The organism is Pantoea sp. PSNIH1, assembly GCF_007680655.1.
Classification (GTDB): Bacteria; Pseudomonadota; Gammaproteobacteria; order Enterobacterales; family Enterobacteriaceae; genus Pantoea; species Pantoea eucrina.
Map to the genome: position 1 here is coordinate 1,258,204 of NZ_VEIP01000001.1, position 18,678 is coordinate 1,276,881.

19 protein-coding genes and 1 riboswitch are annotated in these 18,678 nt (G+C 58.8%); of the genes, 7 read left to right on the plus strand and 12 right to left on the minus strand.

The features are described 5' to 3' along the window. Nucleotides 1-94: 94 nt before the first annotated feature. Both pbpG and FS690_RS05850 read right to left on the minus strand, forming a co-directional pair. Nucleotides 95-1,033, minus strand: a complete 939-nt coding sequence (gene pbpG, locus FS690_RS05845; protein ID WP_071669009.1) for a D-alanyl-D-alanine endopeptidase — start codon at nucleotides 1,031-1,033, stop codon at nucleotides 95-97. A 186-nt stretch (nucleotides 1,034-1,219) separates the two neighbouring features. Next, complete coding sequence (locus FS690_RS05850; protein WP_039383350.1) at nucleotides 1,220-1,807, minus strand: Yip1 family protein; 588 nt, start codon at nucleotides 1,805-1,807, stop codon at nucleotides 1,220-1,222. Between the two features lie 168 nt (nucleotides 1,808-1,975). Between FS690_RS05850 and FS690_RS05855 the strand changes: the two genes are divergently transcribed. The 4 genes from FS690_RS05855 (at nucleotide 1,976) to FS690_RS05870 (ending at nucleotide 7,577) form a co-directional block, all read left to right on the plus strand. Further along, nucleotides 1,976-2,551: a DedA family protein gene (locus FS690_RS05855; protein WP_094112246.1), complete on the plus strand. Its 576-nt coding sequence runs from the start codon at nucleotides 1,976-1,978 to the stop codon at nucleotides 2,549-2,551. 165 nt (nucleotides 2,552-2,716) lie between these two features. Next, the gene (locus FS690_RS05860) at nucleotides 2,717-4,531 is read left to right on the plus strand and encodes a glycoside hydrolase family 15 protein (protein ID WP_145339185.1); all 1,815 of its coding nucleotides are present in this window, start codon (nucleotides 2,717-2,719) and stop codon (nucleotides 4,529-4,531) included. 197 nt (nucleotides 4,532-4,728) lie between these two features. Continuing rightward, nucleotides 4,729-5,844, plus strand: coding sequence for a L,D-transpeptidase family protein (locus FS690_RS05865; protein WP_065649793.1), 1,116 nt, complete (start codon nucleotides 4,729-4,731; stop codon nucleotides 5,842-5,844). Nucleotides 5,845-5,981: 137 nt separating this feature from the next. Continuing rightward, complete coding sequence (locus FS690_RS05870) at nucleotides 5,982-7,577, plus strand: inorganic phosphate transporter (protein WP_104084685.1); 1,596 nt, start codon at nucleotides 5,982-5,984, stop codon at nucleotides 7,575-7,577. Nucleotides 7,578-7,641: 64 nt separating this feature from the next. On the opposite strand, the gene dusC is transcribed toward FS690_RS05870, so the two are convergent. The 3 genes from dusC to FS690_RS05885 all read right to left on the minus strand — a co-directional run bounded on the left by dusC (nucleotide 7,642) and on the right by FS690_RS05885 (nucleotide 10,623). Further along, a complete protein-coding gene (gene dusC, locus FS690_RS05875) occupies nucleotides 7,642-8,592 on the minus strand; it encodes a tRNA dihydrouridine(16) synthase DusC (protein ID WP_104084684.1) in 951 nt (316 codons plus the stop codon). Between the two features lie 4 nt (nucleotides 8,593-8,596). Next, the gene (gene rhlE, locus FS690_RS05880; protein ID WP_145339186.1) at nucleotides 8,597-9,976 is read right to left on the minus strand and encodes an ATP-dependent RNA helicase RhlE; all 1,380 of its coding nucleotides are present in this window, start codon (nucleotides 9,974-9,976) and stop codon (nucleotides 8,597-8,599) included. A 254-nt stretch (nucleotides 9,977-10,230) separates the two neighbouring features. Continuing rightward, nucleotides 10,231-10,623: a YbhQ family protein gene (locus FS690_RS05885; protein ID WP_039383339.1), complete on the minus strand. Its 393-nt coding sequence runs from the start codon at nucleotides 10,621-10,623 to the stop codon at nucleotides 10,231-10,233. Between the two features lie 176 nt (nucleotides 10,624-10,799). On the opposite strand from FS690_RS05885, the gene FS690_RS05890 reads away from it, so the two are divergent. From FS690_RS05890 to FS690_RS05900, 3 genes are read left to right on the plus strand one after another with little or no spacing between them, the layout of a single operon-like run. Continuing rightward, entirely contained in the window at nucleotides 10,800-11,561 is a 762-nt protein-coding gene (locus tag FS690_RS05890; protein WP_104084682.1) for an endonuclease/exonuclease/phosphatase family protein, read from the plus strand. Then, nucleotides 11,558-12,802, plus strand: coding sequence for a cardiolipin synthase ClsB (clsB, locus tag FS690_RS05895; protein WP_039383337.1), 1,245 nt, complete (start codon nucleotides 11,558-11,560; stop codon nucleotides 12,800-12,802). Before FS690_RS05890 ends, clsB begins: the two co-directional genes overlap by 4 nt. Further along, nucleotides 12,802-13,767 (plus strand): lysylphosphatidylglycerol synthase domain-containing protein, encoded by a 966-nt coding sequence (locus FS690_RS05900; RefSeq protein WP_108569710.1) that lies wholly within the window; start codon nucleotides 12,802-12,804, stop codon nucleotides 13,765-13,767. The genes clsB and FS690_RS05900 overlap by 1 nt, the downstream gene beginning before the upstream one ends. Nucleotides 13,768-13,833: 66 nt before the next feature. On the opposite strand, the gene FS690_RS05905 is transcribed toward FS690_RS05900, so the two are convergent. The 7 genes from FS690_RS05905 to moaA all read right to left on the minus strand — a co-directional run bounded on the left by FS690_RS05905 (nucleotide 13,834) and on the right by moaA (nucleotide 18,469). After that, nucleotides 13,834-14,541 carry a Bax inhibitor-1/YccA family protein gene (locus FS690_RS05905; protein WP_039383334.1) on the minus strand — a complete coding sequence of 236 codons (708 nt, stop codon included), beginning with the start codon at nucleotides 14,539-14,541 and terminating at the stop codon, nucleotides 13,834-13,836. Nucleotides 14,542-14,597: 56 nt separating this feature from the next. Next, nucleotides 14,598-15,692, minus strand: coding sequence for a DUF1615 domain-containing protein (locus FS690_RS05910; RefSeq protein WP_108569709.1), 1,095 nt, complete (start codon nucleotides 15,690-15,692; stop codon nucleotides 14,598-14,600). A 76-nt stretch (nucleotides 15,693-15,768) separates the two neighbouring features. Further along, nucleotides 15,769-16,221 (minus strand): molybdopterin synthase catalytic subunit MoaE, encoded by a 453-nt coding sequence (gene moaE, locus FS690_RS05915; RefSeq protein WP_145339188.1) that lies wholly within the window; start codon nucleotides 16,219-16,221, stop codon nucleotides 15,769-15,771. A gap of 2 nt (nucleotides 16,222-16,223) precedes the next feature. Beyond that, a complete protein-coding gene (gene moaD, locus FS690_RS05920; protein ID WP_039383327.1) occupies nucleotides 16,224-16,469 on the minus strand; it encodes a molybdopterin synthase sulfur carrier subunit in 246 nt (81 codons plus the stop codon). Next, nucleotides 16,462-16,947 (minus strand): cyclic pyranopterin monophosphate synthase MoaC, encoded by a 486-nt coding sequence (moaC, locus tag FS690_RS05925; protein WP_039383325.1) that lies wholly within the window; start codon nucleotides 16,945-16,947, stop codon nucleotides 16,462-16,464. The genes moaD and moaC overlap by 8 nt, the downstream gene beginning before the upstream one ends. Beyond that, nucleotides 16,944-17,465 (minus strand): molybdenum cofactor biosynthesis protein B, encoded by a 522-nt coding sequence (gene moaB, locus FS690_RS05930; protein ID WP_039383322.1) that lies wholly within the window; start codon nucleotides 17,463-17,465, stop codon nucleotides 16,944-16,946. The genes moaC and moaB overlap by 4 nt, the downstream gene beginning before the upstream one ends. A gap of 17 nt (nucleotides 17,466-17,482) precedes the next feature. Continuing rightward, on the minus strand, nucleotides 17,483-18,469 hold the full coding sequence (gene moaA, locus FS690_RS05935) for a GTP 3',8-cyclase MoaA (RefSeq protein WP_039383320.1): 987 nt from the start codon (nucleotides 18,467-18,469) through the stop codon (nucleotides 17,483-17,485). Next, nucleotides 18,459-18,593, minus strand: a riboswitch (molybdenum cofactor riboswitch). It overlaps the preceding gene by 11 nt. Nucleotides 18,594-18,678: the final 85 nt, after the last annotated feature.

The window sequence follows — 18,678 nt, forward strand, 5'->3', positions numbered from 1 at the left end:
ATGAAAACAGGTGTGATAAGGCTAAATCAGGGTACTGATGATACGCCAGTTTGCAAGTGGCGCGCCCCTCCTGCTGGCGGGCGCACCCTCGCCGTTACTCCACTACCGTATTGCTGGTGGTGAGGCCCGCTTTCTGTTTTTTATATGCCAGCGCTGCCGCCGGAACCGGGGCCGCTTTACCGGTTTCCAGCCAGTCGCGCAGGCGATTAGCATCGGCAAAGTGGGTATATTTACCAAACGCATCCAGTACCACCAGCGCCACCGGGCGGTTGTTGATCACGGTACGCATCACCAGACAGTGGCCCGCCTCATCGGTGTACCCTGTTTTCGTCAGCTGGATCCGCCAGCCCTCTTTGTAAACCAGGTGATTGGTGTTGCGGAACGGCAGTGCGTAGCTCGGGTGCTGAAACACCGCCGTCTGCTCTTTCGTGGTGCTGAGCTGGCCCAGCAATGGGTACTGACGCGTCGCTTTCAGCAACTTAACCAGATCGCTGGCGCTGGAGACGTTCTGCGTGGAGAGGCCGGTGGGTTCTACATAGCGCGTATGCGTCATACCCAGCGCGCGCGCTTTGGCATTCATGGCGCGGATAAAGGCGTTATAGCCGCCCGGATAGTGGTGCGCCAGACTGGCCGCCGCGCGGTTTTCAGACGACATCAGCGCCAGCAGCAGCATCGAGCGGCGGCTGATTTCGCTGTTGAGTTTGACGCGCGAAAACACGCCGCGCATCTCGCGCGTCTGGCTGATATCTACCGAAAGCATCTCATCCATCGGCAGCTTTGCATCCAGCACAACCATCGCCGTCATCACTTTGGTAATGGAGGCGATAGGCCGCACGCGGTCAGGATGGCTGGAGAACAGCACCTTGCCGGTATCGAGATCAACAATCATTGCGCTGCCGGAGGCGATTTGCGGCTGGGCCAGCGGTGCCAGACCCGACAGCGCGGCCGGTGCAGCCAGTACAGGTGTTACCGCCGCCGGGGCCGTCATAAACAGCGCCAGCGACAGCAGAGAAACAGGTAATTTAACAGACATCGTGTCAGTGAGATCCGATCAGGAGTTTTGCGCTGTGAAAGCTCCACAGGCCGCCCGCATCAGGCCTGTCAGGGTGCGGGCTGGCAGCGGCATAATACGCGCAAATGCGGCAAATTTCTTAGTGAGATTGTTTCCGGGCGTTAAAAAGGCCGCAGTTATGTGCGGCCTCAGAAAAAAGCAGGGAAATCAGAACAGCCTTGGTCCATAGCCCCACAGCACAACCGTCAGCGCCAGCAGCACTTCAAATACCAGTACCCCTATCGCCAGCGTTGAACCGGAGAAGCGCATGCTCTCTTCGCGGTCGATATTCAAAAACACCGGGATGCCGACATAGAGCAGGTAGCCGGTGTAGACCAGCGCCACGGCACCCGCCAGTACGCAGAGCCATACCAGCGGATAAAGTGCGACCAGACCGCTGAGAAACAGCGGCGTGGCGACATAGCCGGCGAACACGGTACAGCGCTGAATACCGGGACGCTGCGGATAGTCGCGCGCCATCCAGTGAATGACCCGCCCCATTACCGCGACGCCACCCAGAATTAACAGATAAAAGAGAATACCCAGACCGAGGCCAGTGAGCAGATTGAGCTGAATAAAGCGATTGTCGCCCAGATTCCAGCCAAATTGTGTCGTGCCGATAAAGGCGCAGATAACCGGTATCGCTGCCATCAGCAGCACGTGATGCGTGTAATGATGTGAAACGCTTTCGTTTTCCTGCTTGATATGGCGCATTTCCTGATTCGGATGCGCCAGAAGACCCCAGACATGATTCATAAAATCACTCCTCTGATGCAGTGGGCCGCCCCTTTAGCATTCAGTCAGACTCCGACAGGCAGCGTCTCTTCAAGTATAACCAGCGCGCCTGTTTTTGCGGCCCGCTGCACAAAAAAAGCCGCCTGCAGCTACACTGCTCAGGTGTCTGTTCTGTCCAGGGAGAAAAAATTGCATCTCGATATCAATGGATTAATCACCCAGTATGGCTATCTGGCCCTGATGATTGGCTGTATTGCCGAAGGGGAAACCTTTACCTTGCTGGGCGGCGTGGCGGCGCATGAGGGGCTGCTGCACTACGGCGGCGTGGTGCTGGCGGCGATGGCAGGCGGCATCATTGGTGACCAGCTGCTGTTCTGGCTTGGCCGCCGCTACGGTACGCGCATTTTGCGCCGCTTCAGTAAACATCAGGCGACGATTGGCAAAGCTAACCGTCTGATCCAGAAGCGTCCCAGCCTGTTTGTTATCGGCGTGCGCTTTATGTACGGTTTTCGCCTGATTGGGCCGATTATCATCGGCACCAGCCGTCTGAAGCCGCTGCGCTTTTTTGTGCTTAATGTTATCGGTGCTGCGCTCTGGGCGCTGATTTTTGTCACGCTGGGCTATTTTGCCGGCGAAATCATTGCGCCCTGGCTGCATAAGCTCGATCAGCATCTTAAACATCTGGTCTGGCTGGCGGCGGCTATCGTCACCGGTATTGTCTTACGCTATCTGATCCGCCGCTGGAACCACCGCCGCGCCGGTTAACTGTGGTAGCCTTTGAACTGCGGATTCGCCAGAGTGAATCCGCCATCACACGCTCTCCTCGCTGTTAACGATTTTTCAGTACAGAAGTTATCCATCCGTGCCACGGCGCTGCCCGGCCAGCCGTTTCGTCTATAGTTAACAGTCAGATAAGGTACCGGAGGCGGGATGAGCAAAATTAAACGCAGAATTGATGACCACGGCGTAATCGGCGATTTGCGCACCTGCGCCCTGATCGCAAACGACGGCACTATCGACTATCTCTGCTGGCCAGAGCTGGACAGCCCTTCTGTCTTTGCGGCGCTGCTCGACAGCGAAGAGGCGGGCCGTTTTACCCTTGCGCCTGACTGGCCACAGGCGCGTCGCCAGCAGCTCTACCTGCCTGATACCAATATTCTGCAGACCCGCTGGCTGGCCGATGAGGGGGTGGCGGAGATCACCGACTATATGCCGATCTGCGACGAGAGCAGCAAAGTCCCGCGGCTGGTACGTCGGGTAAAAATGGTGCGCGGCACCGCCACTTTTCAGCTGGTCTGCGCGCCGCGTCACGATTACGCCCGGGCTGAGACGCGCGCTGAAATGCGTGAAAGCGGCGTGGCCTTTCTGGCGGAGGGGCAGCCCGCGCTGCGCCTGAGCGCCACGCTGCCGCTGCGCTGCGAAAATCAGGCGGCGGTAGCGGAATTTACGCTGCAGAGTGGCGAACACGCGGAGTTTGTCTTTGGCAACGATGACGATCCGCACGTTGAAACCATCTCAACGGCGCGCTGCTTTCAGGATACGCTCGATTACTGGCTGCGCTGGAGCAATCACAGCTCCTATCAGGGGCGCTGGCGTGAAATGGTGACGCGTTCAGCGCTGACGCTGAAGCTGCTTACCTCACATGAACATGGTTCGATCGCCGCCGCCGCCACCTTTGGCCTGCCGGAGGAGCTGGGCGGCGAGCGCAACTGGGACTACCGCGCCTCCTGGATCCGCGACGCCTCGTTCAGCATGTATGCGCTGATGCGCCTTGGCTATGTAGAGGAGGCGCACGATTTTACCCGCTGGGTCGGCCGCTGCGTTGAACACAGCCATGACGACACGCCGCATCTGCAGGTGATGTATCGTCTCGATAGCGGCACCGAACTGCATGAAAGCGAACTGCTGAACCTCTCTGGCTACGCCGATTCACGGCCGGTTCGCATCGGTAATGACGCGTGGCGTCAGACGCAGCTTGATATTTATGGCGAGCTGATGGACGCCATCTATCTGGCCAACAAATATGGCGACGCCATCTCCCACCGCGGCTGGCTGCACGTCTCCAGCATGATTGATTACGTCTGCGACAACTGGAACCAGCCGGACGCCGGCATCTGGGAGATGCGCGGTGAGCCGGAGCATTTTCTCCACTCGCGCCTGATGTGCTGGGTGGCGCTGGATCGCGCGCTGCGGCTGGGCATGAAGCGTTCACTGCCGATGCCTTACGATCGCTGGGACCGGGTGCGCAGCGAGATCCGCGACGATATCTGGCAGAACTTCTGGAACGCCGACCTGGGGCATTTCACTGCGACGCGCGGCGGCACCGCTCTGGATGCCTCAATGCTGCTGATGCCGCTGGTGCGCTTTGTCAGCTCCACCGACCCCGACTGGCTGGCCACGCTGGATGCCATCAAGGCTAACCTGGTCAGCGATGGTCTGGTACGGCGCTATAATATCAGCGAAACACCGGCTGACGGATTGGCCGGCGGCGAAGGCTCTTTTGTCGCCTGCTCTTTCTGGTACGTAGAGTGCCTGGCGCGCGCCGGCCGGGTGCAGGAGGCGCATTTTGAGTTTGAGAAGCTGCTAAGCTATGCCAACCCGCTGGGTCTGTATGCCGAAGAGTTTACCGAGCGCGGCTATGCCCTGGGCAACGTTCCGCAGGCGCTGAGCCACCTGGCGCTGATCAGTGCCGCCTTTTTTCTTAACCGGAAACTCAGCGGTGAAGTCACGCTCTGGCAGCCCTGACTATTCACAATTTGGGTCATTGCGCCAACAGATTTATCTGTGAAGAAGGACTTTTTGCGTAAAGTATCTTCAGGCAGTAAAAATCATCATTCCCATCGCCGCGGCAATGCACATATAATGCGCAGCGGGTCACACCGACCACGATGGGTTCGATACACTGACAAGCCTGAAACACGGCCATAACGACTTGTAAAAACATGAAAAAAAGCATTCGCGCGTTCGCTTCACTAGCTCTTGCCCTGGCCGCTTTCAGCCAGTCAGCCTTTGCTGTCGTCTATCCGCTTCCTGCAGCGAATAGCCGCCTGATTGGCGAAAATATTGAAATCACCGTGCCGGAAGAGAGTAAACTTCCGCTGGAAGCTTTTGCGGCTCAGTACCAGATGGGCCTCAGCAATATGCTGGAAGCGAATCCCGGCGTTGACGTTTATCTGCCTAAAGCGGGCAGCAAAATGGTGATCCCACAGCAGCTGATCCTGCCTGACGCACCGCGTGAAGGCATCGTGATCAACAGCGCTGAGATGCGTCTCTACTACTACCCGAAAGGCACAAAGACCGTGGTCGTGCTGCCTATCGGTATCGGTGAGCTGGGTAAAGATACTCCGGTAAACTGGACCACCAAAGTAGAGCGTAAAAAAGCGGGTCCGACCTGGACGCCAACCAAGGCGATGCACGCTGAATATGCGGCACGCGGCGAAAGCATCCCGGCCGTCTTCCCGGCTGGCCCGGATAACCCGATGGGGCTGCACGCGCTCTATATTGGTCGTCTGTATGCCATTCACGGGACTAACGCCAACTTCGGTATCGGCCTGCGCGTCAGCCACGGCTGCGTCCGCCTGCGTGCCGACGATATCAAATGGCTGTTTGATAACGTGCCGGTCGGCACCCGCGTTCAGTTTATCGATCAGCCGGTTAAAGCGACCGTTGAGCCGGATGGTTCACGCTGGATTGAGGTGCACAACCCGCTCTCCACCACGGAAGAGCAGTTCAACTCGCGTGAGCTGGTACCGATCAATCTGACGTCAGCCGTGACAAAAGTGGTTGCTGACGCCAGCACCCGTCAGGATGCGGTCAACAACGCCATCCAGGCACGCAGCGGTATGCCGACCAAAATCAACGGTCAGGCCGATGATGCGCAGCCGGCAGCAATTGCCGTGCAGGAATCGGCTGATGCAATGCCAAAAGAGGAACCGATGACGCCGCAGGGCGCAACGGCCGTTGCACCGCCAGCCGATCAGCCTGCTGCACAACCGCAGGCAGAACAGCAGCCGGCACCAGTCGATCAGGCGCAGCCCGCGACCAGCAACAGCCTCTGATAACATTCTGATGCTGTCAGAAAAGCCAGCCTCCGGGCTGGCTTTTTTATTGTCATCATCATTCTGTCACACTGCAGGCGTATCACACTGCCAGTAGCGGATGCGGTGGGTGCATCCGGTCATCAATGGGGTGTGTCATGGCTGAAACCAGTTTACCGGCGGCGCGCGGACGTCCCGATCTGCAGCGCGGCAGCGGTCCGCTCTCCCGCATACTGTTTCTGCTGCTGCTGGCCGCAGGGCTGATTTTTACCGGGGTTAACCTGTTTAACGATGTGGCGGAAACCGGCGCGGTGGTCACCACCTATACGCCCTTTGTGCTGCTGACGCTGGCGTTGCTGATTGCGCTGGGATTTGAATTTGTGAATGGCTTTCACGACACCGCCAATGCCGTAGCCACGGTGATCTACACCCATTCTCTGACGCCCGGCGTGGCGGTGGTCTGGTCCGGCATCTGCAACTTTCTTGGCGTGCTGCTCTCCAGCGGCGTGGTGGCGTTTGGCATTATTTCGCTGCTGCCGGTCGAGCTTATTCTGCAGGCGGGCAGCGGACACGGCTTTGCCATGGTCTATGCGCTGCTCTTCTCTGCCATTATCTGGAATCTGGGAACCTGGTATTTTGGTCTGCCGAGCTCCTCATCCCATACGCTGATTGGCTCCATCATCGGCGTCGGCGTAGCGAATGCGCTGCTGCATGGCCGCAGCGGCACCAGCGGCGTTGACTGGGATCAGGCGCTGAAAGTGGGCTACGCTCTGTTGCTCTCGCCGATCGTGGGATTTGTCTGCGCGGCTCTGCTGCTGCTGGCGCTGAAAGCGCTGGTGCGTAATCGTCAGCTCTATCAGGCGCCCGACAGCGCCCGCCCGCCGCCGGTCTGGATCCGCGGGCTGCTGATCCTGACCTGCACCGGCGTCTCTTTTGCACACGGCTCTAATGATGGTCAGAAAGGCATGGGGCTTATCATGCTGATTCTGGTCGGCACGATGCCCATTGCCTATGCGCTGAACCGGTCGCTGCCGCCGGAGCAGATCCCGCGCGTCGCCGCGCTGGCGCAGGTCACGGAGCAGCAGCTGCTGACGCTGCAGCCGGCACCCGGGGCGATGCCGGCACCGCGTACGGTACTGACTGAGTTTGTCCGCAGCCGTCAGCCCCGGCCTCAGGTGCTGCCGGCGCTGGGCCTGCTGCTGGGTGATATCAGCGATCAGATCCGGCGCTACGGCTCGGTGAATAATATTCCGGCACAGGCGGTGACCAATACCCGTAACGATATGTACCTGGCTTCGGAGAGTATCCGGCATCTGCAGAGCAGCAGCGTAACGCTGCCCGAAGAGACCGCCCGCAATCTCAGCGCCGTGAAGCGCGAGCTGGACAGCGCCACGCGCTTTATTCCGCTCTGGGTAAAAGTGGTGGTGGCGCTGGCGCTGGGTCTGGGCACGCTGGTGGGCTGGCGACGTATCGTCATTACGGTAGGCGAGCGCATCGGCAAATCGCATCTCAGCTATGCCCAGGGTGCCAGCGCCGAACTGGTTGCGATGGCGACTATCGGCGCAGCTGATGCGTTTGGCCTGCCGGTCTCCACCACGCACGTGCTCTCATCGGGCGTGGCGGGAACCATGGCCGCAAACCGTTCCGGCCTGCAGCTTGCCACGCTGCGCAACCTGGCGATGGCCTGGATCCTGACGCTGCCGGTCTCCGTGCTGCTGGCGGGCGTGCTTTATGCGCTATTTGCCCGGATATGAGCGCCGGTAAGGTAAAAAAAAGCCAGCACGGAGGCTGGCTTTTACTGTGGGAAGCGCATAACGCTTAGCGCACCAGGCGCGCCGCATAGCGCTCAATCGCTGCGGCGATATCGGCAGATACCCGCAGCGTCCGCACTTCGCTGAAGAGATCGTTCGCTTCGGCGTAGGCTTTACGCAGATAGCCCAGCCACTGTTTGATGCGCGCAACGTGGTAGTTGCCGGTATCTCCCTGCTTCTCCAGCTGGGTATACTTCAGCAGCAGCGCCACCACGTCAGGCCAGGCCATTGGCGCCTCGTTATGCTTCACCACGCGCCCGAGGTTAGGCACATTCAGCGCACCGCGGCCCAGCATCACCGCATCGCAGCCGGTGATACGCATACAGGCCTGCGCATCTTCCCAGCTCCAGATCTCACCGTTGGCGATAACCGGGATCGAGAGCCGCTGACGAATTTCGCCAATCGCCTGCCAGTTAATGCATTCAGCCCGGTAGCCATCCTCTTTGGTGCGGCCGTGTACCACCAGCTCGCTGGCCCCCGCCTGCTGTACCGCATCGGCAATTTCAAAGCGGCGATCGCTGCCATCCCAGCCGAGCCGCACTTTAACCGTGACCGGCAGGTGATCCGGCACGGCGGCACGCATCGCCTGCGCGGCGCGGTAAATCAGCTCCGGATCTTTCAGCAGCGTGGCACCGCCGCCGCTGCCGTTAACCAGCTTTGACGGACAGCCGCAGTTGAGATCGACGCCCCACGAGCCGAGTTCAGCTGCGCGGGCGGCGTTTTCTGCCAGCCAGGCCGGATGCTGTCCCAGCAGCTGCAGCCGCACCCGCGTACCGGATGGCGTGCGGCTCTGGTGGCGCAGCTCCGGACAGAGGCGATAGAACGACTTTACCGGCAGCAGCTGATCGACCACGCGCAGAAACTCAGTCACGCAGAGATCGTAATCATTGACGCCGGATAGCAGTTCACGCACCAGTGAATCCAGTACGCCCTCCATCGGAGCCAGTAACACCCGCATCGCGTTATGCGTTCCCGTTGCCTTTGGCAGCCGGACGACGTGAACGTGCCGGTTTGCCCGCGTGACCTGTCGCCGGACCGTTACCGCTCTGACGACGCGGCGCGCGCGACTCACTCTGCGGACGTGCCGCACCGTTGCCCTGACGCTGACCGCCGCCGGAGCGACCGGCGTTGCCGCCCTGCCCCTGACCACGACCGCGCGGCTGCTGCTGGCGACCATTCTGGATCGGCTCCGCTTTAATGCTCGGATCCGGCTCAAACCCCGGCAGCGCGATGCGCGGTATTTCACGCTTCAGGAGGCGTTCGATATCACGCAGCAGCTTGTGCTCATCAACGCAGACCAGCGACAGCGCGGCGCCGGTTGCCGCCGCGCGTCCGGTACGGCCGATACGGTGTACGTAATCTTCCGCTACGTTTGGCAGCTCATAGTTCACTACGTGCGGCAGCTCTTCGATATCAAGACCGCGTGCGGCGATATCGGTAGCGACCAGCACGCGAATGCTGCCCGATTTGAAATCAGCCAGCGCGCGGGTACGGGCGCCCTGACTCTTATTACCGTGGATAGCCGCCGCGGTGATGCCATCTTTGTTCAGCTGCTCAGCCAGATGGTTGGCACCATGCTTGGTACGGGTAAACACCAGTACCTGCTGCCAGTTGTCACGGCCAATCATCAGCGACAGCAGTTCCCGCTTGCGCTTTTTATCAACAAAGTGCACCTGCTGCGACACCTGCTCTGACGCGGTGTTGCGGCGGGCCACTTCTACCTGCTCCGGATTAGTCAGCAGTTTTTCTGCCAGCGTTTTGATTTCGTCGGAGAAGGTTGCTGAGAACAGCAGGTTCTGACGCTTCACCGGCAGCTTCGCCAGGACGCGACGGATATCGTGAATAAAGCCCATATCGAGCATGCGATCGGCTTCATCCAGCACCAGAATTTCTACCTGCGAGAGATCGACCGCATTCTGATGCGCCAGATCCAGCAGACGGCCTGGCGTCGCCACCAGTACGTCAACGCCGCCGCGCAGTTTCATCATCTGCGGATTAATGCTGACGCCACCAAATACCACCAGAGAACGCATGTTCAGGTACTGGCTGTATTCGCGCACGTTCTCACCGACCTGTGCGGCCAGCTCACGCGTTGGCGTCAGGATCAGCGCACGCACCGGGCGGCGGCCGCGTGCAGCGGCAGGGTTTTCAGAAAGACGCTGCAGCAGAGGCAGCGTAAAACCGGCGGTTTTACCGGTACCGGTCTGGGCGCTCGCCAGCAGGTCACGGCCAGCCAGCACTACGGGAATTGCCTGACGCTGAATTGGCGTCGGTTCGCGATAGCCCTGTTCTGCTACCGCACGCAAAATATCGGCATTCAAGCCGAGAGAGTCAAAGGACATGCAGGTGTATTACTCCGAACCGCCCTGATCGCGCTGCGCGATGTAGTTTTCAGGGGGGATATGACGCAGCCCCGGGGGCCTGCGTGTGAAAAGGGCACAAACTACCATGCGTAAGGAGGCGAGTGTACCAGCTTTCACTGCGCACTGCGACCTGCAAAACAGGCACGTCGCTGGTTGCTGCTGCGTGACGTGAGGTGCAGCAGGCAATAAAAAGGGAGCCTTTAAGGCTCCCTGACTGGCGGGATGCGCAGCGGTCAGCTACGCTTTTTCTCCACGCGGGGGGCAGGTTCTCTGGCCAGCAAAGAAACCAGCGCCGGACCCACCAGCATGACCACGCCCAGGCAACCAATCAGCAGGTTGTTATGGAAAAAGCGTGAGATCAGGAACAGCGTCAGCATCGCTGCGCCAAAATAGTAGGTTGTGGTGACCTCTTCCAGAGTGTCACCCATACGGCGTAAACGGGCACTACGCTGCAGGGCCAGCATGGAGATAAACACCACTGCATAAGCTGCCACCAGGGTACTGCTCACTTCAACCAGTGCCTTATGTTTCCAGCCCCAGACCAGTGCGGCAATCACCAGCAAATGCGTGGCGATGTGCAGACAGGTTTGACCGGTAACAATCTGAACACGATTAGACCATTTCATACTTTTCTCCTGGCAGACCCAACAGGTCGCCCAAGTGTATCTGACCGAAGCCAGACGGATTTCCTCAATGTAAAACAAATTTCAGATAAGACCTTAATTTTCTCGCCCTGGCACCACCCGTTTGTGACAAAGACTACACTTTGTTCTATTCATGATGAAAAGGAGCGCGTCGCAGTATGCCACAAAACACGCAAGGATTTTCATTTAAAGTCCTGACGATCAATACCCATAAAGGTTTCACCACGTTTAATCGTCGTTTTATTCTGCCGGAATTACGCGACGCCGTACGCGCCACATCAGCGGATATCGTCTTTTTACAGGAGGTAATGGGTACCCACGCTATTCATGCCGCACAGATAGAAGCGTGGCCTGAGAACTCACATTATGAGTATCTGGCTGACACCATGTGGCACGACTTCGCCTATGGCCGCAACGCGGTTTATCCCGAAGGCCACCACGGCAACGCGATACTGTCACGCTTTCCTATTGCTGAATATCAAAATCGCGACATTTCTGTTGCTGGCAGCGAAAAGCGCGGCATGCTGCACTGCCAGATTACGCTGCCCGACCGGGCGCAGCCGCTGCATGTCATTTGCGTCCATCTTGGCCTGAAAGAGAAGCATCGGCTGACGCAGATGAAGATGATGTGCGATGTGATCAACGCGCTGCCAGCGGATGCACCGCTGGTCGTGGCCGGGGATTTCAACGACTGGCAGGTGCGCGCTAACCGTTTTCTGCAGCGCGGTGCCGGTTTGAAAGAGGTGTTCAGCCTGAAAAATGGCCGGCCGGCGCGCACGTTCCCGGCACGCTTTCCGCTCTTACGACTTGATCGTATCTATATTCGTAATGCGTCCGTCAGCCAGCCCTGGGCGCTGCCGGTCAAACCCTGGTCTCATCTGTCCGATCATGCGCCGCTGGCGGTGGAGATATTCCTATGAATTTCAACTGGCGTGACGGCAACCAGCTGCGCCTGCTGGAGAATGGCGAAGCGTTTTTTCCGCGCGTATCGGGTGCCATCCAGCGCGCCGAGCGCACGCTGCTGCTCGAAACCTTTATTCTCTTTGAAGATAACGTAGGTAAGGCGCTGCACCGTGACCTGCTGGCGGCGGCACAGCGCGGCGTGAAGGTCGAAGTCATGGTAGATGGCTATGGCTCTCCCGATCTCTCTGATGAGTTTGTTAATACCCTTACGGAGGCGGGCGTTCGGTTTATCTACTATGATCCGCGCCCGCTGGTCATGGGGATGCGTACCAATCTTTTTCGCCGTCTGCACCGTAAAATCGTGGTGATCGATGAGCAGATCGCCTTTGTCGGCGGCATCAATTTCTCGGCTGAGCACAACACCGATTACGGTCCGGAAGCGAAACAGGATTATGCCGTGGAGGTAAAGGGGCCGGTGGTGATCGATATCGCCCGCTTTGTCCAGATGGCGATGGGCAGCGATCAGATCACCCGCCGCTGGTGGGGAAAACCGTCAAGACATGTGGCCGTTAATGCCCAGCCCGGCAGCGCTCAGGTGCTGTTTGTTTATCGCGACAACAATGAACACCGCGACGACATTGAGCAGCACTATCTGGATATGCTGCGCAAAGCGAAACGCGACGTGATTATCGCTAATGCCTACTTCTTCCCTGGCTATCGCCTGCTGCGCGAGATGCGCAACGCTGCCCGGCGCGGCGTGCGCGTGCGGCTGATTGTGCAGGGTGAGCCCGATATGCCGATTGTAAAAGTGGGGGCTGAACTGCTCTATAACTATCTGGTGGATGGCGGTGTGGAGGTCTATGAGTATTGCCGCCGGCCACTGCATGGCAAGGTCGCGGTGCAGGATCAGCACTGGACCACCGTCGGCTCCAGTAACCTCGATCCGCTCAGCCTGTCGCTTAATCTTGAAGCTAACCTGATCATTCACGACCGCGCTTTCAACCAGACGCTGCGCGATAATCTGGAAGGCCTGATTCAGCACGACTGTGTTCGCGTCCAGGATGACAAACTGCCGCCGCGCAACTGGTGGCAGTTAACCAAGGGCGTCATTGTATTCCACTTTCTGCGCCACTTCCCGGCCATTGCTGGCTGGCTGCCTGCGCATACGCCTCAGCTATCCCAGGTCTCGCCTCCGGTTCAGCCTGAGATGGAGACGCAGGATCGGGTGGAAGCCAATAATGAAGGAGCGAAATCCTGATGAGCAAAAAGAATCCGAAGTGGCGGCTGGCGAAAAAAATTCTCACGTGGCTCTTTTTTATTGCCGTCGTTGTTCTGCTGGTGGTCTACGCGCGCAAAGTCAACTGGGAAGATGTCTACAAGGTTATCACCGGCTACAACCGCTATGTGGTGCTGGGCGCGGCCGGGCTGGTGGTGGTCAGTTATATTACCTATGGCCTGTACGATCTGATTGGCCGCGTCTACTGCGGTCATAAGCTATCGAAGCGGCAGGTCATGCTGGTGTCGTTTATCTGCTACGCCTTTAACCTGACGCTCAGCACCTGGGTGGGCGGCGTCGCCATGCGCTACCGCCTCTATTCACGCCTGGGCCTTTCAGGCAGCACCATTACCCGCATTTTTTCACTGAGCATTGCCACTAACTGGCTTGGCTATATTTTGCTGGGCGGCGTGGTGTTTGTCTCCGGCATGGTGCCGATTCCGCCGCGCTGGTTTATTGGTGAAGGCACGCTGCGTATCATCGGTGGTGCACTGCTGCTGCTGACGGCAGTCTATCTCTGGGCCTGCGCCTTTGCGAAAAAGCGGCAGTGGACGGTGAAGGGCCAGCGGCTGCAGCTGCCTTCACTGCGTATGGCGCTGTTTCAGTTTGCCGTCTCCTGCGCAAACTGGATGGTGATGGGCACCATTATCTGGCTGCTGCTGATGCGTGAAGTGGACTATCCCATCGTACTGGGCGTGCTGCTGATCAGCAGTATTGCCGGCGTCATTATTCATATTCCGGCGGGTATCGGCGTGCTGGAAGCGGTGTTTCTGGCCCTGCTGAGCGGACAGCACGCTTCACACGGTGAAATTATCGCCGCGCTGCTTGCCTACCGCGTCCTCTACTTTATTCTGCCGCTGCTGCTGGCGCTGGTGTTGTATCTCTGGCTGGAGAGCCGGGCGAAGCATCTGCGACACAAAAATCAGCAGAAAATGGCAGAGCAGTAACCGCAGCTGGAAGGATAAAAAACGGGGGCGCATCGCTGCGCCCCCGGTAAAGATAAAGCCGGCGTCTTAGCGGCGGTTGCCGAAAATCCGCAGCAGCATCAAAAACAGATTGATGAAGTCGAGGTAGAGCGTCAGCGCCCCCATAATGGAGTAGCGACGCAGGTTTTCGCTATCGCGGGCGTCAATATTTTCACCCACCGCTTTCAGTTTCTGCGTGTCATAGGCGGTCAGCCCCACAAACACCACCACGCCGATATAGGTAATAGCCCACATCAGCGCCGGGCTTTTCAGCCAGAAGTTCACCAGCGACGCCAGCACGATACCAATCAGCGCCATAAACAGCAGGCTGCCGATACGGCTCAGATCGCGTTTGGTGGTGTAGCCGTAAAAGCTCATCGCCCCAAACATTCCGGCGGTAACAAAAAAGGTGCTGGCGATAGACGAGTAGGTGTAAACCAGAAAAATACTCGCCATGGTCAGGCCGGTCAGCGCCGAATAGAGCATAAATAGCGCCGTCGCCACGGCCCCGCTCATACGCTGGACCAGACCCGACAGCACAAAGACCAGCGCCAGCTGTGCGATGATCAGGCCAAAGAAGGTAATGCGGTTAGCGAACACCAGCTCCATGACCGCAGGCGTACGCGCGGCAAACCAGGAGACAAACGCGGTGAGCAGCAGGCCGCAGGTCATCCAGCCGTACACCTGAGCCATATAGGCCTGCAGCCCGGCCGACGCCGGCTGCACAAACGAATCATTACGTGGATATCGATCCATGATGCACCTCTCAAATAGAAATTACAGGGTCAGAGTGAAGTGTATACCATGCCGCCTCAACGGCGCGTCATACACTGCTGATATCGGCTGTTAACCCGCTGGGCAAACCACGCGGTGGTGAGATTACGGGTAATTTTCGGGCTCTCCAGTTTGATCCCCGGCAGCATTTCGCGCGGCACCCGCTTGCCCGCCATTTTATCCGCCAGAATAAAGGTCTGTTTCCACAAAGTTGTATTGCTGAAGTCCGCCGTATCCCCTTTTTCCAGATCGCGGCGAATTTCCCGGTCGCTCATATCCAGGCGTTTGCCCAGCGTACGCACCGCCAGCTCAGTCGAGCCCGCCTGCTCGCTGCCGTAATTGATAAGGTCGCCATCCAGCGCGAGGCGGATCCCGCTGGCGCGCGCAATCGCGGCCTGAAACGCCGCGTTGCGGCTGGCATACCAGCCTGCGTTAAAGTCGGCAAAGCGATAGAGCGGCTGACTATAGTCTGCCGGATAGCCCAGCAGATGCTTCGTGCCGAACCAGATCCCTCCGCGCCGGCTGAACACCTCGCGCCGGATCGAACCATCGATGGCATACGGGTAGCCCTGCGCATGCGCCTCGGCAAAGGCAACGCTTACCTGCATCGGCCCGCCGGTGTGTACCGGGTTCAGCCTGCCAAACAGCGTCTGCCCCATCGGCACCATATCAATAAAATCATCAAAAATGGCGCTCAGCTCCTTTTCACTGCGCACCTTGTCCAGCCGCGCGGCGTAGCTTTCACCATTGGAGGATTTGATCAGCAGCGCAGTCCGCACCAGAAATGCCGGAATGTGCAGCTTTGCCGCGCGCCGGTCAATCTCCCCCCAGGCAATTTTTGGCAGCCCGGGCACCTCAGCATCGGCGCTGAAATTTGACTCCTGCCCGGCGACGGCGATCACCGCGCACAGATTGCTGGCGCTCGTATCGAGCTGCTGGACACGGAAAGCGGTATAGATGTCATCAGCCCAGGCTGATTTTTGCGTCACGTACCCGGGCAGCAGCTGCTCAATCTGCGCTTTAACATCTGCGGGCTGGCGCGCCGGCGCCTGCGGCTCTTTTTTACTGCTGCAGCCGGCCACGATCAGCGCGGTCAGCAGAAGCGCGCCGCGGCGTAAGAAGGTTGGTTTCATCCTGCTCCCTGATAAAAAAATGCGTGCTTCAGGCACGTTGCGGGCGCGAGGCTCCCGGCCTCCGCCCTGTCCGTTATTACTCCCAGCGCGCCGCTGCCTGATGGTCGCTGTCACGCGCATCCACCCAGCGATCCCCCTCCGGGGTGGCTTCGCGCTTCCAGAACGGCGCACGGGTTTTAAGATAATCCATAATAAATTCTGCGGCTGCGAATGCGCTGCCGCGGTGTGCGCAGCTGACGCCCACCAGCACTATCTCATCACCGGGAAAGAGTTCACCCACGCGATGGATCACTGTTATCTGCTGCAATGGCCAGCGCTGCCGGGCAGCCTCAGCGATTTCCGCCAGCGCTTTTTCCGTCATACCCGGATAGTGCTCCAGCGTCAGCGCCGCTACGTCGGCGCCGAGGTTATGATTGCGCACTTTACCGGTGAAGGTAACGATAGCGCCATCCCGATCGTCTGCGGCCAGCAGCCGGTATTCAGCCCCGGTATCAAACGGCTCGGGGCCAACGCGAATACGGGTTGTCATGGTTAACCTCCGGTGACCGGCGGGAAAAACGCCACTTCATCACCCGCCTGCAGCGGATGCGTCATGGGGACCAGCGTCTGATTGACTGCGGCCAGCAGCCTGCCCGATTCCAGCGCCAGCGCCCAGCGGTCGCTGCGCTGCGCCAGTGCAGCACGCAGTGCCGCCACGTCAGGATAGGCTTCCGGCAGCGTCAGTTCGCTGGTGCCGCTCAGCTCACGCACCTGGGCAAAAAACAGGACTTTAATCATGGCTGACCGCCCTGAAGTCACCTGACTTCCCGCCGCTTTTGCTCAGCAGGCGCAGCTGGTCAATCACGATATCTTTCTGCACCGCTTTGCACATGTCGTAGATGGTCAGCGCCGCCACGGAAGCGGCCGTCAGCGCCTCCATCTCCACTCCGGTTTTACCGGTCAGGCGGCAGCGCGCGGTGACGCGTACCCGGCTCTGCGCCGGTTCCGCTTCCAGCGTCACTTCCACTTTACTCAGCATCAGCGGATGACAGAGCGGTATCAGCTCCCAGGTGCGCTTTGCCGCCTGAATGCCGGCGATACGGGCCGTGGCAAAGACATCGCCTTTATGATGGCTGCCTTCCATGATCATCTGCAGCGTGGCAGGTGACATCAAAACCAGCGCCTCCGCCTGCGCTTCGCGCACGGTTTCATTTTTGCCGGAGACATCAACCATGTGGGCTTCGCCAGCGGCGTTAATATGCGTTAACTGATTCATACAGTGACTTTCTTCAGATGAGAGACAAAATTACAGGGCCGGGTGCGCGCATCCAGCTGATCGGCGATGATACGTTCCCAGCCGCAGCGGCAGGCGCTGGTGGAGCCTGGCAGGGCAAAAATCAGGGTCTGATTGGCGAGGCCGGCAACGGCACGCGACTGCAGCGTTGCGCTGCCGATATCTTCATACGAGAACATACGGAACAGTTCGCCAAAGCCGTCAATTTCGCGGTCAAACAGCGGCAGCAGCGCTTCCGGCGTACTGTTTTTGCTGTTAAAGCCGGTGCCGCCGTTCACAATCACCACCTGGATATCGTCGCTGGCGATCCAGCGCGATACCGTGGCGCGAATGCGGTAGCGATTGTCAGGCAGAATAGCGTGATCCACCACCTGATGCCCCGCGTCCGCCAGCGCCTCACGCAGATAGTCTCCTGAGGTGTCACTCGCCGCATCGCGGCTGTCGGATATGGTCAGCACCGCGGCAGTCAGAGCGGTAAATTCGCCGGTTGGTTTAGCCATGGCTGTAACTCCTGTGTTTAGCCACCAATGAAAGAGAGATTTTGCGTAATACCGGTCTGGCCCTGATGCAGAAAGTGGGTCTGCTTTTTCTGGCCAAGACTATGGGCGATACGCGCCTGCAGCTCGTCCTGCTGTGCATCGGAGGCGAGCAGATCGCGCAGCTCTACCCCACCGTCGCCAAACAGGCAGAGGTGCAGTTTACCGGTGGCCGAGACGCGCAGCCGGTTGCAGCTGGCGCAGAAATCTTTTTCATAAGGCATAATCAGGCCGACCTCACCCTGATAGTCGGGATGACGAAATACCTGTGCCGGCCCGTCGCTGCGGCCGCGCGGCTGCCGCTGCCAGCCCTGCACGATCAGCCGGTCGCGGATCACCTCACCGGAGATATGGTGACGCCGGAACAGATCGCCCCCTTCACCGGTTTCCATCAGCTCAATAAAACGCAGCTGAATCGGACGCGTGCGGATCCAGGCCAGAAACGTATCCAGACTCTGGCTGTTAACATCACGCATCAGCACGCTGTTAACTTTGACTTTTTCGAATCCGGCGTCAAATGCGGCGTCGATACCGGCCATGACCTCAGCAAATTTGTTCTGTCCGGTGATGGCATGAAACTGCCGCGCATCCAGGCTGTCCACGCTGACGTTGATGTGCGTCAGCCCTGCATCGCGCCATGACTGTACGTCACGCGCCATGCGATAGCCGTTGGTGGTCACCGCAATCTGTCGCAGCGCGGCGTTTTCACGCACGGCAGCGATGATGTCGGTAAAGTCGCGACGCATCGAGGGTTCACCGCCGGTAAGCCGGATCTTCTCCGTTCCCGCCGCGGTAAAGGCGCGGGTCACCCGGCGGATCTCATCCAGCGAGAGAAAGCTTTTGTTGCGGGTACTGCCAGGCTTGTAGCCGTCCGGCAGACAGTAAGTACAACGGAAATTACATACATCCGTGATCGACAGGCGCAAATAGTAGAAGCTGCGCGCCCAGGCATCTGTAAATTGTGGCACCTTAACACCTTTCCAAAGTCGGGAGATGCAGGCATTTCTTTCTGCACCCTGGCAGCATGACGCTGCGGCCAGGCGGCCCTATCATTTGACTTAGGCGCGCAAGGCTTGGGAGTTTGTTGTCATTGAGGACAACGCGGTCTCTGGATGGTAGCGCGCTTTGCGTCAGTCAGCCAGTCACTGCGTGCGTTGTATAACATGATATATAACGA

Excerpts from the sequence above, each read along its gene's own strand:
- moaB (WP_039383322.1), bottom strand. The coding sequence starts at position 17,465 with ATGGCTAAACCAACCGGCGAATTTACCGCTCTGACTGCCGCGGTGCTG.
- FS690_RS05865 (WP_065649793.1), top strand. The coding sequence starts at position 4,729 with ATGAAAAAAAGCATTCGCGCGTTCGCTTCACTAGCTCTTGCCCTGGCC.
- FS690_RS05890 (WP_104084682.1), top strand. The coding sequence starts at position 10,800 with ATGCCACAAAACACGCAAGGATTTTCATTTAAAGTCCTGACGATCAAT.
- clsB (WP_039383337.1), top strand. The coding sequence starts at position 11,558 with ATGAATTTCAACTGGCGTGACGGCAACCAGCTGCGCCTGCTGGAGAAT.
- moaC (WP_039383325.1), bottom strand. The coding sequence starts at position 16,947 with ATGAATCAGTTAACGCATATTAACGCCGCTGGCGAAGCCCACATGGTT.
- pbpG (WP_071669009.1), bottom strand. The coding sequence starts at position 1,033 with ATGTCTGTTAAATTACCTGTTTCTCTGCTGTCGCTGGCGCTGTTTATG.
- moaE (WP_145339188.1), bottom strand. The coding sequence starts at position 16,221 with ATGACAACCCGTATTCGCGTTGGCCCCGAGCCGTTTGATACCGGGGCT.
- moaD (WP_039383327.1), bottom strand. The coding sequence starts at position 16,469 with ATGATTAAAGTCCTGTTTTTTGCCCAGGTGCGTGAGCTGAGCGGCACC.
- FS690_RS05905 (WP_039383334.1), bottom strand. The coding sequence starts at position 14,541 with ATGGATCGATATCCACGTAATGATTCGTTTGTGCAGCCGGCGTCGGCC.
- FS690_RS05850 (WP_039383350.1), bottom strand. The coding sequence starts at position 1,807 with ATGAATCATGTCTGGGGTCTTCTGGCGCATCCGAATCAGGAAATGCGC.
- FS690_RS05860 (WP_145339185.1), top strand. The coding sequence starts at position 2,717 with ATGAGCAAAATTAAACGCAGAATTGATGACCACGGCGTAATCGGCGAT.
- FS690_RS05870 (WP_104084685.1), top strand. The coding sequence starts at position 5,982 with ATGGCTGAAACCAGTTTACCGGCGGCGCGCGGACGTCCCGATCTGCAG.
- dusC (WP_104084684.1), bottom strand. The coding sequence starts at position 8,592 with ATGCGGGTGTTACTGGCTCCGATGGAGGGCGTACTGGATTCACTGGTG.
- FS690_RS05900 (WP_108569710.1), top strand. The coding sequence starts at position 12,802 with ATGAGCAAAAAGAATCCGAAGTGGCGGCTGGCGAAAAAAATTCTCACG.
- rhlE (WP_145339186.1), bottom strand. The coding sequence starts at position 9,976 with ATGTCCTTTGACTCTCTCGGCTTGAATGCCGATATTTTGCGTGCGGTA.
- FS690_RS05910 (WP_108569709.1), bottom strand. The coding sequence starts at position 15,692 with ATGAAACCAACCTTCTTACGCCGCGGCGCGCTTCTGCTGACCGCGCTG.
- FS690_RS05885 (WP_039383339.1), bottom strand. The coding sequence starts at position 10,623 with ATGAAATGGTCTAATCGTGTTCAGATTGTTACCGGTCAAACCTGTCTG.